Below are 15,152 nucleotides of genomic sequence, written 5' to 3'. Positions count from 1 at the left end.
GCCGGAATCGTTGGCACGATCCCGGCTGATCGAACAGGCAGATGTTACGTCATTGCGCGCCGCATCACCATTTGTAGCTGAGCTGCAGCCCGCCCACGCGCGGCTGGCCTACGCCGGCATAATAGGTGCCATCATATCCCATGGCGAAATTGGAATAGGCGCTGCTGGTGAATACCCGCCGGTTGGTCAGATTGTCGACATAGAACCGCACGGTCCACAGATCGGTTTCCCAGGCAATCTGCGCATTCAGCAGCAGCACCGGATCCTGCACCGCCAGATTTTCCGCATTCAGATAGGTCTTCCCTGCGGCATTGCCTTCGCCGCGCAGTAGCAATCCCTTCCACGGGCGCCAGCTGACCGCCAGCGAGGCATCATATTCCGGCACCAGCTTCACCTTGTTGCCGGTGTGATCCTGCGTCGCGGAGAAACGGTAATCGGTGTATTTGGAATCCACATAGCCGAACGATGCATGCAGTTCGATCTGCGGGGTGACCTTGCCCGTCGCCTCCAGCTCGAAGCCCCGGCTGCGGATGGCGGCATTCGATGTGATCAGATTGGTGGACAGCACCTGCCCCTGATCGTTCACCAGCACATTGTATTCCTGCCAGTCCTGCGCCTCGATGATGAAGGCGGCACCGGACAGCAGCAAGCGCTTGTCGAACAATTGCAGCTTGGTCCCGACCTCATAGCTCCACAGCGTTTCGGCCCCGTAGCGGGAAAAATCCCCGGTCACCGCTGACGATGTCGCACCCAGATTGAAACCGCCCGGGATCCAGCCCTTGGACGCGGAAGAATAGAGCAGCACATTGTCCACCGGGCGCCAGTCGAGGGAGATGCGGGGCAGCAATTCCTCGTAATCGTCCTGCAAATCTTCCGCAGCGAAGGTGAAAACCCCCGCCGGCCCCAGATCCAGCGCCCCGGCCACCTGGTTCTTTTCCCGCCGGGCCCGCTCGTACCGCAGCCCGCCCGTGACCCGCAGCCGCTGCCCCAGCGGCACGGTAAGCTGGCCGAATGCCGCATAATCGCGCGAACGGCTGGACTGCAGCGGGGCAGAGGCGAAATCATCCAACCCGCCCGGCCCGACCAGCGTGGAGAGGATCTGATCCTCGTCGCTGACATAATGGTTCAGCCCCACCACCCATTGCGGCGGGCTGCCCGGCCGCGAGGACAGGCGCGCTTCGAAATTCCAGTAGACTTCGCGATTGTCATGCCCGCCGCGACGGAGGGCAAGGCGGTCATGTCCAAATCCGTGCCATGCGACACATCGCTGAGCTTGCGCCATGACACATTGCCGTCCAGCACGGCGAAACCCAGATCCATATTGGCTGCCGCGCCGATCAGATATTCATCGGCCGCCGTCCGCTTGGGCGCATCGTTCAGCAGGGTGAAGCGGTCTGTGCGCAGCCCGCCGTTGAAACTGGCGGCATAGCGCTGGTTATAGGCCTCCATATCCATCGGCAGGAATTCCTGCTCATACAGGCCAGGCGCGCGCTGGATCGCGGCGGAGGCGATCAGATCCACCGTCAGCCGATCACCGGCGGTCCAGCGCAGCTTCCCCTGCAGATAAGTGTCATTCAGCGCGCCGCGTTCGCCGATCGAGGATGCGATATTGCGGACGAAGGAATCCGCCGTGCTCTGGCTGGCGACGAACGATCCGGTCAGCGTATCGGCGATCAGCGGGCCACCGACGGAAAGCCGTGCATCGGCGCCATTGCCATTGCCGAATGCAAAGGCCGACGCCGTCACCTCTCCTTCGAACTGGTCCGATGGCTGGCGGGTGCGGATCACGATCAGGCCGGATTCGGTGTTGGCGCCATACAGCGTGCCCTGCGGTCCGCGCAGCACCTCGATCTGTTCCACCGTTCCCAGCGCCTGATCGCGCAGGCTGCGGAACGGGATGCCGTCGATGTAGACGGCCGCGCGGTTCACGATGAAGGGGTTGGATTCGATCCCGCGGATGGTGACATAGGTGCCTCCCACCTGCCCCATCTGGTTGAACTGCACGTTCGGAACGTAGTCATCGATCTGGCGCAGGCTGTCGATCCGGGCATCGCGGATGAACTGTTCGGTCAGCACCGTGGCGGCAACGGGGGCATCGGCCAGGCGAGTGTTCTGGCGGGTGCCGGTTACCACGATTGCCTCGACCGTGTCTTTCGCCTCGCCATCACCCTCTGCTGCGGTTCCGGCGTCCTGCGCGCTGGCGAGCACCGGCACGGCCAGCAGGCTGACGCCGCCCAGCAGGCACCGAAACCCGGTGCGAATAGTCCCCCTCATGTCATCTCCTGCGTATTGCGAATCATTCCTAACAGGGGTGAGGCACTGGGGGATATGGGCGCGGCACTCAATGCACGGCACTTGCGCTGCCGGGCATTATCCTTGCGATGGCGGGAATTTCCTTCCCCGGCGCAGGTCGCTGGGGCGGAAACCGAACCGGCGATGGAAGGCATTGGACAGATGCGAGGCGGTAAAGCCAATCTGATGCGCCGCCGCACCCGGCGTCATGCCCTGTTCCAGCAGGGTCAGGGCCAGGTCCAGCCGCCTTTCGGTGACATAAGCGGCGACAGACGTGCCGAAACAGCGGCGGAACACCTCGGTCAGGGATCGCGGATTGATCCCGACCTCGCGCGCCAGTTCAGCCAGCGTCGGCGGATCTGCCAGCCGATGGTCCAGCACATCCCGCGCGGCCAGGGCATAGCGCTGGTGGATCTGCGGTGCAGGTTCCATCGCATGGGCGCGGGTCAGCCAGGACAATGCCAGCGCTGTCATCTCCAGCGCCCGTGCCTCGAACGCCAGATCACGCGCTGCGCCCTGGAACCAGGGTTCGACAGGGGCGCAAAGCCGGGCGATCAGGCCACGCGGAAGTTCGCTCGATGCCTGCAGTGGCGCATCGAGTTCCAGTGTGAAGGCAATTTCCTGCACCGCAGCATTGCCCGTCCCGGCCATATCGGCAAGGCTCAGGAATATGCCGCATGCGCGTGCCGACTGGCCGCGCAGCTGCGTATGAAAATCCTGCGCCCCTTCCGGGCACAGCATTGCGGTGATGCCCGATCCGGAAAAGGAAAACCCGCCCAGCCCGCGCGAATGGGTTTCGATCGAGGCGATGCCGCACCCGATATGCAGCCCGGCCGGATTGGCGATCCGATAGCTGAGCGGCTGGGCGATCTCCTGGCTCGACCGCCAGAATGCCCCGCCACGCCCGCTCCCCGCTTCGAAAGACAGCGTATCGCCGCAGGATTCGACACAGCGGCTCAGCGATGCAGCGCTCAGGGCAGCCTCCACAGATGGCGATTGTGTTGATGACAGGGCAGCACGATGATCGGCGGTGGCCACACTGTTGGCGCAGGGCAAGTTATTTGCCGTAACAGCCCGCGTTACGCGCTGTTAATCGCGGGCAATCCGTCAGCCCACGATGGCCGGCATCGTCTGAAACGCGATCGCTACGCCCGAAATCGCCAGGCCCAGCCGCACCACATTGCTACCATTCGAGCCCAGCCGGCGCCAGCACAGCGCCAGAATGGCGAAGCTCGCCAGCGCGGCGATCGGCGCGATCCAGCGGGCTGCCATGCTGCCCGGTGCGATCTGTTCGGCGCCATAGGCGATCATGAAATGGGCGGTCCACAGTATGAAGGCCGCCGCGATGGTCCGGCGGTTGATCCGCAGGCTCAGATCATCCCCCATGTCAGGCCCCCGGGAACAACCGGGGCACGATGGTGAACACCAGCCCCTGCACGGCGACGAAGCCGGTGAACCGCGCGACGATATCCATGGTGACATTGTGCGGCGTGGTGACCAGCCCGCGCGCCTCCCGAAAGGCCAGGTAAACCACCATGATCAGCGACACGATCACCACCTGCCCCTGCAGCGCCATGAACATGAAGACGATCGCCCCCATGGATGTGGCCGTCGGGTCCAGCCCGGCATCGAGCCAGCCGGTAATATCGCAATAGAGCGCCCAGGTGGCGAGCAGCGCCCCGGCCATCACCAGCACCCAGGGCAAATCCCCGGCCACGCGCCCTGCCCGCGCGCGCAGCACCCGCCGGCCGGCCCAGAGCAGGGCCAGCACGCCCAGATACATGCCCGCGATCATCGCCGTCTGCCCCAGCGCGGGCGCGGCAATCCACACCTCCGGGCTGCTGCCATAAAGGAAGAAAAAGGCGAAGACCGCCAGCGCCCCGATCATGCCAATCACGATCATCAGAATATTGAGCGCCCACCAGCTGTGGCTGCTCGCCCCGGTCACGGTCACGGGCAGCACGATGCCCCCGCCCACTTCCGCCTGTTCCACGGCCAGCGGCGCATCGGTATCCCACAGCCAGCGCAGAATGGCCGCCAGCGTCACCACGGCGGAAAACGCCGCGAAGGGATAGGCCTGCACCGTCAACGACATGAAGAAGCTGGCGGTAAAGATGGCGGCGACCAGCGGCCAGATCGACGGGCCGGGCATCAGCTGGATATATTGCGGTTCCGCCTTCACCGGCGATGTGATCAGCGTTTCGCGCGTGCCGGTCGCGGTATCGGGCAGCATGTGCCGCCCCTCTTCCACTTCGCGCGACAGTTCCGGATTATCCCACAGCGGTTCCCGCGAATGGACCACGGGGATCGATCGGGTGGAATAGAGCCCCGCCGGCAACCATTCGAGCGTACCGCCGCCAAAGATATTGCCCGCATCGGGCCCCTTGGCGGTGAAGCGGAAATTGCGCGCACAATCGTAGAGGAACACCAGCACGCCCAGCGCGAAGATGAAGGCCCCGATGGTGGAAACCAGATTGAGCAGATCCAGCCCGCGCCCCGGCAGATAGGTATAGACGCGGCGCGGCATCCCCATCAGCCCGGACAGATGCATGGGCAGAAATGTGATATGCAGCCCGCTGAACATCAGCCAGAACACCCATCGCCCGATCCGTTCGGACAGCGGCGTGCGGCTGACCATCGGCGTCCAGTAATAGAATGCGGCAAACATCGGCAGCACCATGCCGCCAATCAGCACGTAATGCAGATGGGCGACCACGAAATAGGTGTCATGCGCCTGCCAGTCGAACGGCACCATGCCCAGCATCACCCCGGTCAGCCCGCCCATGACGAAGATCACGATCGATCCGACCACGAACAGCGCCGGTGTGCTCCAGCGGATCTTGCCGCTCGCCAGCGTCGCGATCCAGCAGAACACCTGGATTCCCGCCGGCAGGCTGACAGCCATGCTCGCGGCGGAAAAATATCCGGTCGACACGCGCGGCATGCCCACGGTGAACATGTGATGCGCCCAGACGCCGAAACTGATGAAGCCGGTCGCCACCAGCGCCAGCACATTCAACCGATAGCCGACCAGTTCGGTGCGGGCGATCGTCGCCACCATCATCGACATCAGCCCGGCGGCTGGCAGGAAGATAATGTAGACCTCCGGATGGCCGAAGAACCAGAACAGATGCTGCCACAACAGCGGATCGCCGCCGCGCGTGGGGTCGAACAGCGGCCAATTGAACATCCGTTCTGCTTCCAGCAGCAGCGTGCACAGGATCACCGCGGGGAAGGCGATGATGATCATCACGCCGAACACCAGCATGGCCCAGGCGAACATCGGCATGCGATCGAGCGTCATGTTCGGCGCCCGCGTGCGCAACACGCCGACGATGATCTCGATCGCCCCGGCAATCGCGCTGATTTCGATGAAGCCGATGCCAAGCAACCAGAAATCGACCGCGATCCCCGGGCTGAAGGCGGTGCTGGTCAGCGGTGGATACATGAACCAGCCGCCATCGGGTGCCGCGCCGATGAACAATGATGCGAAGAAACTGAGCCCGCCAATCAGATAGGCCCAGAACGCATAGGCCGACAGGCGCGGGAAGGGCAGATCACGCGCTGACAGCATTTGCGGCAGCAGCATCACCCCGATCGCCTCCACCGCCGGCACGGCGAACAGGAACATCATGATCGTGCCATGCATGGTGAAGAACTGGTTGAAGGTGTCGGGCGACATGAAGTCCTGCATCGGCGCCGCCAGCTGCACCCGCATGCCCAGCGCCAGAATTCCCGCCAGCAGGAAGAACAGGAAGCTGGTCACCACATACCAGAAGCCGATGTAGTTGTTGTTGACGGCGGTGATAATCTTCCAGCCACGGGGGGTTTCCCACACCCGTTCCAGTTCCTTCAACCCCTCGTCCGGCTGCTTCCTGGGTTGCGGAAACAGTCCGTAAAGCTTGTGATCGAACCCGGTTTCCGACGTCATTTCAGCTGCCCGAGCCAGGCGGCAATGGCATCGAGCTGTTGCGCGGACAGCCGGTCGTAACTGGGCATGCGATTGCCGGGCTTGATCCCCTGGCTATCCCCGATCCAGCCGGTCAGCGTGCCGCGATGATTGGGCAATATGCCCGCCCCCACCGTGGCCCGATCGCCCATGAAGGTCAGATCCGGCCCGGCCAGACCATTGGCCTGCGTGCCCGCAACCCGGTGGCAGGCGGCACAGCCGTTTTCCATGAACAATTCGCGCCCCTGCGCCAGTTGCGGATTGGTCGTCGAAACGGCTGCCAATGGCTGCACGCTGTCGGCGGCCACTCGCGCATCGAACCAGCGCTGCCATTCCTCCGGCTCCTTGGCGATGGCGACAAAACCCATCAGCGCATGCGGCCCGCCGCAATATTCGGCGCAGACCCCGCCGAACTGCCCGGTCCGCGTCGCCTCGGCCCGCAGCAGATTGGTCCGCCCCGGCACCATGTCGAGCTTGCCTGACAGATGCGGGATCCAGAAACTGTGCAGCACATCGGCCGATCGCAGTTCGAACACCACCGGCACGCCTACCGGAATGCGCACCTCATTCGCGTCGCGCATCACCACATTGCCCGCCGCGTCGAGATATTCGACCCGGAACCACCACATCTCACCCGTGACGCGGATGCGCATCTCATCGCCGGTGATCGGCTTGGTCAGGCTGGCGGTCAGCGTCAGGCCCCAGATCAGCAGCACGGTCAGCACCACGCCGGGAAAGGCCACACCGCCGATCCACACCGCCTTTTCGCCGCCCAGCACGCGGCGCCAGCGTTCCGGCCCGCGCAGGGCGACCCAGAGCGCAGCCACCACAATACCGGTGACCACAACGCCCATGGCAAACAGCGCCCAGGCCAGCACGGTCACGCTGTCGGCATAGGGCCCGGCCGGATCGAGCACCGGCGGCGGCCAGCCCCACAGCGCGCCTGCCAATCCCTCAGTCACGCCCACCTCCTTGCAGATAGGCTGCCATGTCCACGGCTTCGCTCACCGTCACCGGCATGGCCGGCATGGTCGAACCCGGCTTTGTCGCCGGGGCATTGCGGATGAAAGCGGCCAGGTTGACCGGGGTGTTGGGCAGGTAACCGGCGATCAGCCCGGTATCGTTAAATCGCATCAGGGATGGCCCCAGCTGCCCCCGGGGCCAGTTCAGCCCGGGTATTTCGTGGCAGGCGCCGCATCCCTTGGTCTCCATCAGTTTCAAACCGCGCTTCTGTGCAGCAGCATCGTCATGCTGCCGGGTCTGCGCGGGCGGTTTGCAGGCAGTCAGTACGCCCATCGAGATCAGGGCAGCAGCCAGGCAAAAAACCTTTCCGGCGCGCTGCCTGAAGCGCCGCACATCCCTGTTTTTCGCTATGCGCAAACCATCCTGCCCCGCTGCCGTTACAAATTGGAACCATCCGGCGGCGCCAAATGTTCCCGTCTTGATGGAACTTTCCCCAAAGCTCTTGCTCACTGGCGCCTGCGTTCTGGCGCTGATCGGATGCAGCCCGGCGCCGGTGGACCGCCCCTATTCCCGCACCGGCGAATTGCTGGCGCTGTCGGGCGGCGACGGCGGACCGCAGGCCGCCTGCCACATCTGCCACGGCATGCAGGGCGAAGGCGATGGAGATCTTACCCCGCGCCTCGCCGGGATCGAGCGCGGCTATCTGACGCGGCAGATGAATTTCTTCGCCGATGGGCTGCGCAACCATGCGCAGATGCACTGGATCGCCAAACGGCTGACTCCGGCCGAGCAGGAACTGGTCGCCGGCTATTACGCGGACATGGCGTTCCAGGCCCCGCCTGCGCCTGCCAGCACCACCTGCGACGCCAGGGCGGCGGCAATCTATCATCAGGGCGATCCCGCGCGTGGCATGGCATCCTGCGCGTCCTGCCATGGCGACGCGGGCGAAGGCATCGGGCGCGGCAATCCTGCCATTGCGGGCCAGCCGGCGCGCTATATCGCCCATCAGCTGACCCAATGGCGCGAAGGCAAGCGCTATGGCGATCCACAGGGGGCGATGCTCGCCGCCGCGCGCCTGCTGCGTGAAGACGAAATCGAGGCGGTCGCGGTCTACAGCGCTAGTTTGCGCGGGTCGCCGGGTGATCCTGGATCTCCGGCAGAATGCCCTCCACCACATCGTCCCGATCGATGAAGTGATGCTTCAACGCCGCGCCGACATGCGCCGGCACTAGCAGCGCCAGCCCGACCACGCCCCAGAAATGCAGCTGATGCGCCCAGCCCATCACCTCATACTGCCATTCCGGTGAAAGGGCATAGAACGGCATCGGCGGTACAGGGATGATGCCGGCGATCGCCAGCGGTTCGGCCGGCTGGATCGCCGACCACAGGCACCAGCCGCTCAGCGGCAGCAAGGCGAACAGCGAATAGAACAGCACATGCGTGCCGAACGCGGCCTGCCGCTGCCATTTGGGGGAATCGGAGTCATTGGTCGGCCCGGGAACGGCCAGCCGCCACAGCAACCGCAGCACCGCCAACACCAGCAGCGTCAGCCCGATCTCGCTATGCCTTGCATAGGCCTCGATCTTGTCGCCGCCGACGGGGATCCGCTGCATCATCCAACCCGAATAGAGCTGATACAGCACGATCACCGCCATCACCCAATGGAACCAGATTCCGACCGGCGAATATTTGCCGCGTTCAGTATGGCTGCGCGCCCAGTCGCCGATCAGATCGAGCAGCTTCATTCGGCCGGCTCCTGCGCTCCGCCGCGCAACACACCGCGATAGAGGATCACCATCGCAGCCAGCAGATAGGCCGCCGATGCCGGCGCCCACATCACGATGCCGGCCAGTTGCTGATCTTCCAGCGGGCTGAAACCCCAGTCGCCAGTGGTCAGCCAGTGCGGCGCATAGAATGCATGTTCGGCAAAGGTCAGCAACGCACCCAGCATCCCCATCGCCACCATCATCGCCAACAGCGACAGAGCCGCCCCCGCCGCCTTTTCATCCAGCAGCTTGGCCCACCACAGCGCCGCACTGCCGGCGATGGTGATCTGCATCGCCCAGAACAACGCATCGGACTGCATCGCCGCGGCGTAGAGCTGCGGCGCATGCCAGGCGAAGAACACCAGGATATGCACGACCGTCCACTGCAGCAAAGTCCCCGGCAGATGCATCCGCCGCATGCCAAACGCCGCCACCGCCAGCGGTGCGATCAGCGCCGAGAGCGCCAGATCATGCAGGATGCGTACCAGGAACAACGCCGCCCCCAGCGCGCAGAGCGGGCTGACATAGAGGATCAGGCCGGATGCCAGCAGCCCGCCCGCCGCCCGCGCATCGCCCCGCTGCGGCCACAGCCGCCAGGCGATCGCCGCGCCCGCCATGGCGAGCAGCAGCACCGGGTCGAAATTCCAGCGTGACAGCCAGTCGGCCGGCAGCGGTGCCGCCCCGCAATAGGTAATCCAGCGTGTCACGCCCCTATCCACCCCATCCTATGTGCCAGTCGCAGGCGTTGGCGCAGGCGCAGGCGCAGGCGCAGGCGCAGGCAGTGGAGAAGGCGCCGCTACAGGCACGGCCGGCGCCGCAACCGGCCGGTTCGGTGCCACCCGCCAGACCGTGTTGGACAGATCATCCGCCACCAGCAGGGCATTGCTCACCGGGTCGATCGTCACCCCGACGGGCCGCCCGCGCGCCTTGCCATTGCTGTCCAGAAACCCGCTGACGAAATCGCGCGGCTTGCCGGCCGGGCGGCCATTGGCGAAGGGGATCCAGACCACCTTGTAGCCGGCCAGTTGCCGCCGGTTCCAGCTGCCATGCTGCCCGACGAACGCCCCGGGCGGAAAATCCGCCCCGAACCCGCCGAACGCCAGCCCCAGCGCGGCCACATGCGATCCCACCGCGTAATCGGGCGTGATCGCCCTGGCCACCAGATCGGGCCGCTGCGGCCGCACGCGCGGGTCCACATGCTTGCCCCAATAGCTATAGGGCCAGCCATAGAACCCGCCATCGCGCACCGATGTGATGTAATCGGGCACCAGATTGTCGCCCAGCTCGTCCCGCTCATTCACCGCCGTCCACAGCGCGCCGCTGTCCGGGTTGAACGCCAGCGCCGTCGGGTTGCGCAGCCCGGTGGCGAAGGGGCGATGCGCCCCGGTCAGCCGGTCGATTTCCCAGATCATCGCCCGGCCCGCTTCCGCCTCCGGCCCGCGCTCCATCACATTGCTGTTCGATCCGATCCCGACATAGAGCCGCGCCCCATCGGGGCTGGCGGCCAGCGCCTTGGTCCAGTGATGGTTGAGCTCCGCCGGCAGGGCCGCCACCTCGCGCCCCGGTGCCGTGATCCGGGTCTGCCCCGGCTGATAGGGAAATTCGAGCAGCGCGCCCTGGTTGGCGACATAGATATTGCCCCCCGCAAAGGCGAGGCCATAGGGCGCGTCCAGGCCGGAGATCAGCACGCTGCGCACCTCCGCCCGGCCATCGCCATCGGCATCGCGCAACAGGGTCACCTGATCGCCGCCCTCCACCCCGGATTTGCCGCGCGCCTTGATCACCCCGGCAATCACATCCTTGGGCCGGATCTTCGGCGCGCCGCCGCCGGTCCCTTCCGCCACCAGCACATCGCCATTGGGCAGCACCAGCATCTGGCGCGGAATCTTCAGATCGGTCGCCAGCGCGGTGATGGTAAAGCCATCGGGCACCGTGGGCAGCTGATCGCCCCAGCCGGCCGGCGCGGCAATGCGCATCGGCGGCAACAGGGTCTGGTTGATCTTCGGCAGATCGGGATTGGCCCCATCTTGCGCGGGCAGATCGCCCGATCCGCAACCGGCCAGCGCCAGCAGCAGCGCCGCCGGGCTCAGTATGAAACGGGGGTTCATCGTGCATCCTCCCGAAGGACAGGATTGGAATAAGCGATCCAGCCGGCCACCAGCGCCGCCAGCGTGCAGACGATCGACAGCACCAGGCCCGTGTTCCCGACCGAGCTCCAGCCATCGCGGCTGTGCTGGAAGGAATTGATCAGCCCGGCGGTCCACATCACCACCACCAGCAGCAGATAGACCATCGAACGCCCGCGCCAGGCGTGCTTGCGTCGCCGGATCGCGCCGAACAGCGCAAACACCAGCACCAGCGCGCCAAAGGCCTGCGCCCCGGCGATCATCCAGGCGGCAAAATGGCTCCACTGCACCACTTCGCTGTTCAGATAGGTGATGTCGCTCGCCAGTCCCCCGGCATAAAGCGCGATGGGAAAGGCCAATAGCAGCCGGTGCAGCGGGCTGGCGAAATGGATGCTGGCCGGGGCCATGCCCGTATCTCCCCGTTTGGATGTTTTGATGGCGGCGATGCAACCCTAACCCCCGAAGGCGGATTTTTTTCCCGCGCCTGGCCCGACGATCTCCAGCAAGCTGCGCGGAACCGGCCGCTCCGCCCGCTCGTTGCCGCCCTGCCCGCCTCGCTGCGGTGCGGCATCAAAGGTGAATCTGCATGTTCGATTGGGTGGCCGAAATGGTCGAGAAAACCGGCTATTGGGGCATCGCCCTGCTCGCCCTGCTGGAAAACATCTTTCCGCCGATCCCGTCCGAACTGATCATGCCGCTGGCCGGCTTCAAATCCGCACAAGGCGCGCTGTCGCTGCCGCTGGCCATTGCGGCCGGCACCGCCGGTTCGGTCGGCGGGGCGCTGTTCTGGTACGCGGTCGGACGCCGGCTGGGCCAGGCAGGCGTGCAGCGCTTCGCCGAACGGCACGGCCGCTGGCTGACCATGACCCCGGCCGATCTCGAACAGGCAGAGGGCTGGTTTGCCCGCCACGGCCATATGGCGGTGCTGCTCGGCCGGCTGATCCCGGCGATCCGCTCGGCCATTTCCTTCCCCGCCGGCATTGCCGCCATGCCGCTGCCCGCCTTCCTCGCCCTCTCCGCGCTCGGCACCGGCGCCTGGACCAGCCTGCTGATGCTGGCCGGCTATTGGCTGGAAGGGCAATATGACCGCGTCGCCGCCTTCCTCAATCCGGTGTCCAATGTGGTCGTCGGCCTGCTGCTGGCCTGGTATCTGTGGCGCGTGGTGCGTTTCAAGCCGGAGAGCACCGACACCAGGGATTGATCGGGGCTATTATCCAAACAGCGCCGGCCACAACACCATGCCGATCCCGCCAATGCTGACCGCAAACAGCAGCGACCGCAGCACCGGAATGCCGATCGCATAGACGATCCAGAACGCCACCCGCGCCGCCAGCCACACGATCGCCCCCGCCTCGGTCAGGCCAGAGGTGCGCCCGGCGACCTCAACAATCAGCACAGCCGCCACGAACACCGGAAATGTCTCGAGATAATTGGCCTGCGCGCGCTTCAGTCGCCCGACCAGCGGCGACCATTCCGGCGCATCTCCTTCACGAGAGGAAACCGCCCATTTGAACCCGCGCTGCCCCGCCTCGAATTCGGCGGCGACGAAAATCTGCACCACGGCGAACACGCAGCCGATGGCCAATATGGTCAGCTCAACGCTCATGCCTGTTTTCCCCGGTTGCAACAGCCCCGCTATTGCAGCCGGGGGAAACAGATCAAGCGCTCAACCGCGCAGCAGCCTCAGAAATGGCCGGTGCAATAGGCGAGCAGCAGGATGAGGGGGATCGGCACACCGATCAGCCAGAGCAGTCCAGATCGCATACATGCCTCCTCTTTTGCAGTTGTAACAGAACCGGCGATCGGCCGCCCGGTTCCGTCCTGCCCTCTGTCCTGCAGGCCCGGTGCGCCTCCAAACAGTCACGAAAAAATGGCTAGCTCGGCTGCCGATGTCGAAATCGGCCCGGCCTGCGGCGTCTTGGGGGTGTCGCAACGCCAAGGGAGGACATTGCCATGCTGTTTGAGGTTACCGCGCTGTACGCGCTGCCACTCGCCATTCTGTTTCTGATCCTGTGGTTCCGGGTCACGATCACCCGGTCCAGCCTGAAAATATCCATCGGGGATGCGGGCAATGCCGCCCTGCATGAAAAGATACGCCAGCACGGCAATTTCGTGGAATGGACCGCCATCGTCCTGATCCTGATGATCCTGGCAGAGGGCAATGGCGCCGATGCCATCTGGCTGCATGTATCGGGCGCGCTGCTGCTGGCGGGCCGGATCCTGCATCCGTTCGGCCTGACCGCCGGCAATGCCGCGCATCCGCTGCGCATCATGGGCAACACCGGCAGCCTGTTGGCGGCGCTCAATGCCATGGTCTGCCTCGTCTTCACCTCTTTCGGTCTGTGAGAACAATCATGCAATACATGCTTCTGATCTACACCGCCCCGGATGCTGAACCCGTCTATGGCACGCCGGAATTCCAGGCGATGATGCAGGGATTCTCCGATTTCAACGACCGCGCGAATGCAGACGGCGTGCTCCGCGCGGGGGAGGCGCTGCAGGGCATCGAAACCGCAACCTCGCTCCGCCGCCGGGATGACCGGGTCGAAACGATGGACGGTCCCTTTGCGGAAACCCGTGAACATCTGGGCGGCTATTACATTCTCGACGTGCCCGATCTGGACGAAGCGCTGCGTTATGCCGCCATGCTGCCCGTCGCCGCATTCGGCACGATCGAGGTCCGCCCGCTGATGAGCTACAACCCGGCCAACGGCTGATGGTCGCAGCCGCCCCGCCGGCGCTTGCCATCACCCGCGCCCTGGCGCGGGTGATGCGACAGGATCGGGGGCGGCTGATGGCGGCGCTGATCGCCCGGCTGGGCGATTTTCAGCTGGCGGAAGATGCGCTGCAGGATGCCGCGGCCTCCGCGCTGATCCATTGGCAGCGCGCGGGCCTGCCCGCCCATCCGCGGGCATGGCTGATCAAGGTTGCCGGGCGCAAGGCGCTGGATCGGCTCCGTACAGAGAGCCGAAGCGCCAGCCGCGAAGCCGCGCTGGCCGAACTCGCATCGCTGGACCAGCAGGAAGAAGCGGCGGATATTCCCGATGATCGGCTGCGCCTGATCTTCACCTGTTGCCACCCGGCGCTGGAGGAAAAATCCCGTATCGCCCTGACCCTGCGCACGGTCTGCGGCCTGCATACCGATGAAATTGCCCGCGCCTTTCTCGATACCGCTGCCACCATGGGCCAGCGACTGAGCCGCGCCAAAAACAAGATCAGGGCCGCCCGCATTCCCTTCACGGTGCCCGGCCCGGATGATTGGAGCGATCGCCTGCAGACGGTCCTCACCACGCTCTATCTGATCTTCACCGCCGGCTACACATCCGACCCTGCCGAAACCCGCGATCTGTGCCGGGAAGCCATCTATCTGACCCGCATGCTGCTGAGTCTCTGCCCCGACCAGGCCGAGGTGGAAGGGGCCCTGGCGCTGATGCTGCTGACCGATGCCCGGCGCCTGGCCCGGACAGGCCCGGATGGGGGAACGGTTCCTCCCGCCGAACAGGACCGGGCATTGTGGGATGATGCCCAACTGCAAGAAGGGCGCCTGCTGCTGCACACCGCGCTGTTGCGAAGGCGGGCCGGCCCGTTCCAGATCAAGGCCGCGATCAGCGCCTGTCAGATGGAGCGGCCGCAACCGGATTGGCCGCAAATCGTGCAACTCTACACCGCGCTGCTGTTGCAGGAACCAACCCCGGTGGTCCGCCTGAACCATGCGGTCGCCCTGGCCGAGACCGGCCAGCTGCGCTCCGCACTGTCCATCATCGCCGCAATTGAGGCGGAGCTGGACGGGTTCCAGCCGTTCCACGCGGCTGCGGCGGCCATATGTGCGCGCGCTGGCAAACCGGCCGAAGCCCGCGCAGCCTGGCTGGCCGCCATCGCCGCATCAGACCGGGAAGCAGACCGGATTTTCCTGCGCCGGCAGATGGCCCGATTGCCGCCTAACCCGGACTGAACCGCAGCGCAGCGATACAGCAGACAAACGCAGGGGTTCCGCCCGGCGCGCCGCCTTGAGCAATTTCTAAGCAGGTGGAATCACATGCTGACTCGGAAATTGCG

The 15,152-nt window shown here is 65.1% G+C and carries 17 protein-coding genes; 5 read left to right on the top strand and 12 right to left on the bottom strand.

Going from position 1 to position 15,152, the window contains the following annotated elements; genetic code table 11:
- Window positions 1-64: 64 nt before the first annotated feature.
- The 7 genes from GRI97_RS04940 to GRI97_RS04910 all read right to left on the bottom strand — a co-directional run bounded on the left by GRI97_RS04940 (window position 65) and on the right by GRI97_RS04910 (window position 7,537).
- On the bottom strand, window positions 65-1,135 hold the full coding sequence (locus GRI97_RS04940; RefSeq protein ID WP_202392685.1) for a TonB-dependent receptor domain-containing protein: 1,071 nt from the start codon (window positions 1,133-1,135) through the stop codon (window positions 65-67).
- The gene (locus tag GRI97_RS04935) at window positions 1,126-2,274 is read right to left on the bottom strand and encodes a TonB-dependent receptor (RefSeq protein WP_161389980.1); all 1,149 of its coding nucleotides are present in this window, start codon (window positions 2,272-2,274) and stop codon (window positions 1,126-1,128) included. Before GRI97_RS04935 ends, GRI97_RS04940 begins: the two co-directional genes overlap by 10 nt.
- A 96-nt stretch (window positions 2,275-2,370) precedes the next feature.
- Window positions 2,371-3,279 (bottom strand): helix-turn-helix domain-containing protein, encoded by a 909-nt coding sequence (locus tag GRI97_RS18865; RefSeq protein ID WP_161389979.1) that lies wholly within the window; start codon window positions 3,277-3,279, stop codon window positions 2,371-2,373.
- A 120-nt stretch (window positions 3,280-3,399) separates the two neighbouring features.
- On the bottom strand, window positions 3,400-3,678 hold the full coding sequence (locus GRI97_RS04925) for a hypothetical protein (RefSeq protein ID WP_161389978.1): 279 nt from the start codon (window positions 3,676-3,678) through the stop codon (window positions 3,400-3,402).
- A gap of 1 nt (window position 3,679) precedes the next feature.
- The gene (locus GRI97_RS04920; RefSeq protein ID WP_161389977.1) at window positions 3,680-6,223 is read right to left on the bottom strand and encodes a cbb3-type cytochrome c oxidase subunit I; all 2,544 of its coding nucleotides are present in this window, start codon (window positions 6,221-6,223) and stop codon (window positions 3,680-3,682) included.
- Window positions 6,220-7,203, bottom strand: a complete 984-nt coding sequence (locus GRI97_RS04915) for a cytochrome c oxidase subunit II (protein ID WP_328598497.1) — start codon at window positions 7,201-7,203, stop codon at window positions 6,220-6,222. Before GRI97_RS04915 ends, GRI97_RS04920 begins: the two co-directional genes overlap by 4 nt.
- Window positions 7,196-7,537: a c-type cytochrome gene (locus GRI97_RS04910; protein ID WP_161389976.1), complete on the bottom strand. Its 342-nt coding sequence runs from the start codon at window positions 7,535-7,537 to the stop codon at window positions 7,196-7,198. The genes GRI97_RS04915 and GRI97_RS04910 overlap by 8 nt, the downstream gene beginning before the upstream one ends.
- A gap of 148 nt (window positions 7,538-7,685) precedes the next feature.
- Between GRI97_RS04910 and GRI97_RS04905 the strand changes: the two genes are divergently transcribed.
- Window positions 7,686-8,396: a c-type cytochrome gene (locus GRI97_RS04905; protein WP_161389975.1), complete on the top strand. Its 711-nt coding sequence runs from the start codon at window positions 7,686-7,688 to the stop codon at window positions 8,394-8,396.
- Here GRI97_RS04905 and GRI97_RS04900 read toward each other — a convergent pair.
- From GRI97_RS04900 to GRI97_RS04885, 4 genes are read right to left on the bottom strand one after another with little or no spacing between them, the layout of a single operon-like run.
- Window positions 8,323-8,949 carry a cytochrome b gene (locus GRI97_RS04900; protein WP_161389974.1) on the bottom strand — a complete coding sequence of 209 codons (627 nt, stop codon included), beginning with the start codon at window positions 8,947-8,949 and terminating at the stop codon, window positions 8,323-8,325. The genes GRI97_RS04905 and GRI97_RS04900 overlap by 74 nt on opposite strands.
- Window positions 8,946-9,677 (bottom strand): cytochrome c oxidase assembly protein, encoded by a 732-nt coding sequence (locus GRI97_RS04895; protein WP_328598496.1) that lies wholly within the window; start codon window positions 9,675-9,677, stop codon window positions 8,946-8,948. Before GRI97_RS04895 ends, GRI97_RS04900 begins: the two co-directional genes overlap by 4 nt.
- Before the next feature lie 18 nt (window positions 9,678-9,695).
- Window positions 9,696-11,078 (bottom strand): PQQ-dependent sugar dehydrogenase, encoded by a 1,383-nt coding sequence (locus GRI97_RS04890; RefSeq protein ID WP_161389973.1) that lies wholly within the window; start codon window positions 11,076-11,078, stop codon window positions 9,696-9,698.
- A complete protein-coding gene (locus GRI97_RS04885; RefSeq protein WP_161389972.1) occupies window positions 11,075-11,503 on the bottom strand; it encodes a DUF2231 domain-containing protein in 429 nt (142 codons plus the stop codon). The genes GRI97_RS04890 and GRI97_RS04885 overlap by 4 nt, the downstream gene beginning before the upstream one ends.
- 179 nt (window positions 11,504-11,682) lie before the next feature.
- On the opposite strand from GRI97_RS04885, the gene GRI97_RS04880 reads away from it, so the two are divergent.
- Window positions 11,683-12,297, top strand: a complete 615-nt coding sequence (locus GRI97_RS04880) for a DedA family protein (RefSeq protein WP_161389971.1) — start codon at window positions 11,683-11,685, stop codon at window positions 12,295-12,297.
- Window positions 12,298-12,306: 9 nt separating this feature from the next.
- On the opposite strand, the gene GRI97_RS04875 is transcribed toward GRI97_RS04880, so the two are convergent.
- A complete protein-coding gene (locus tag GRI97_RS04875; RefSeq protein WP_161389970.1) occupies window positions 12,307-12,702 on the bottom strand; it encodes an MAPEG family protein in 396 nt (131 codons plus the stop codon).
- Window positions 12,703-13,049: 347 nt separating this feature from the next.
- Between GRI97_RS04875 and GRI97_RS04870 the strand changes: the two genes are divergently transcribed.
- Genes GRI97_RS04870 through GRI97_RS04860 form a run of 3 tightly spaced genes read left to right on the top strand, consistent with a single transcriptional unit; the run spans window position 13,050 to window position 15,048 of the window.
- Window positions 13,050-13,442, top strand: a complete 393-nt coding sequence (locus tag GRI97_RS04870; RefSeq protein ID WP_161389969.1) for an MAPEG family protein — start codon at window positions 13,050-13,052, stop codon at window positions 13,440-13,442.
- Between the two features lie 8 nt (window positions 13,443-13,450).
- On the top strand, window positions 13,451-13,813 hold the full coding sequence (locus GRI97_RS04865) for a YciI family protein (protein WP_161389968.1): 363 nt from the start codon (window positions 13,451-13,453) through the stop codon (window positions 13,811-13,813).
- Window positions 13,813-15,048 carry an RNA polymerase sigma factor gene (locus GRI97_RS04860; RefSeq protein WP_161389967.1) on the top strand — a complete coding sequence of 412 codons (1,236 nt, stop codon included), beginning with the start codon at window positions 13,813-13,815 and terminating at the stop codon, window positions 15,046-15,048. Before GRI97_RS04865 ends, GRI97_RS04860 begins: the two co-directional genes overlap by 1 nt.
- Window positions 15,049-15,152 lie beyond the last annotated feature (104 nt).

This window comes from Croceibacterium xixiisoli (assembly GCF_009827305.1).
GTDB lineage: Bacteria > Pseudomonadota > Alphaproteobacteria > Sphingomonadales > Sphingomonadaceae > Croceibacterium_C > Croceibacterium_C xixiisoli.
This window is presented reverse-complemented; position numbering and strand designations above follow the sequence as displayed.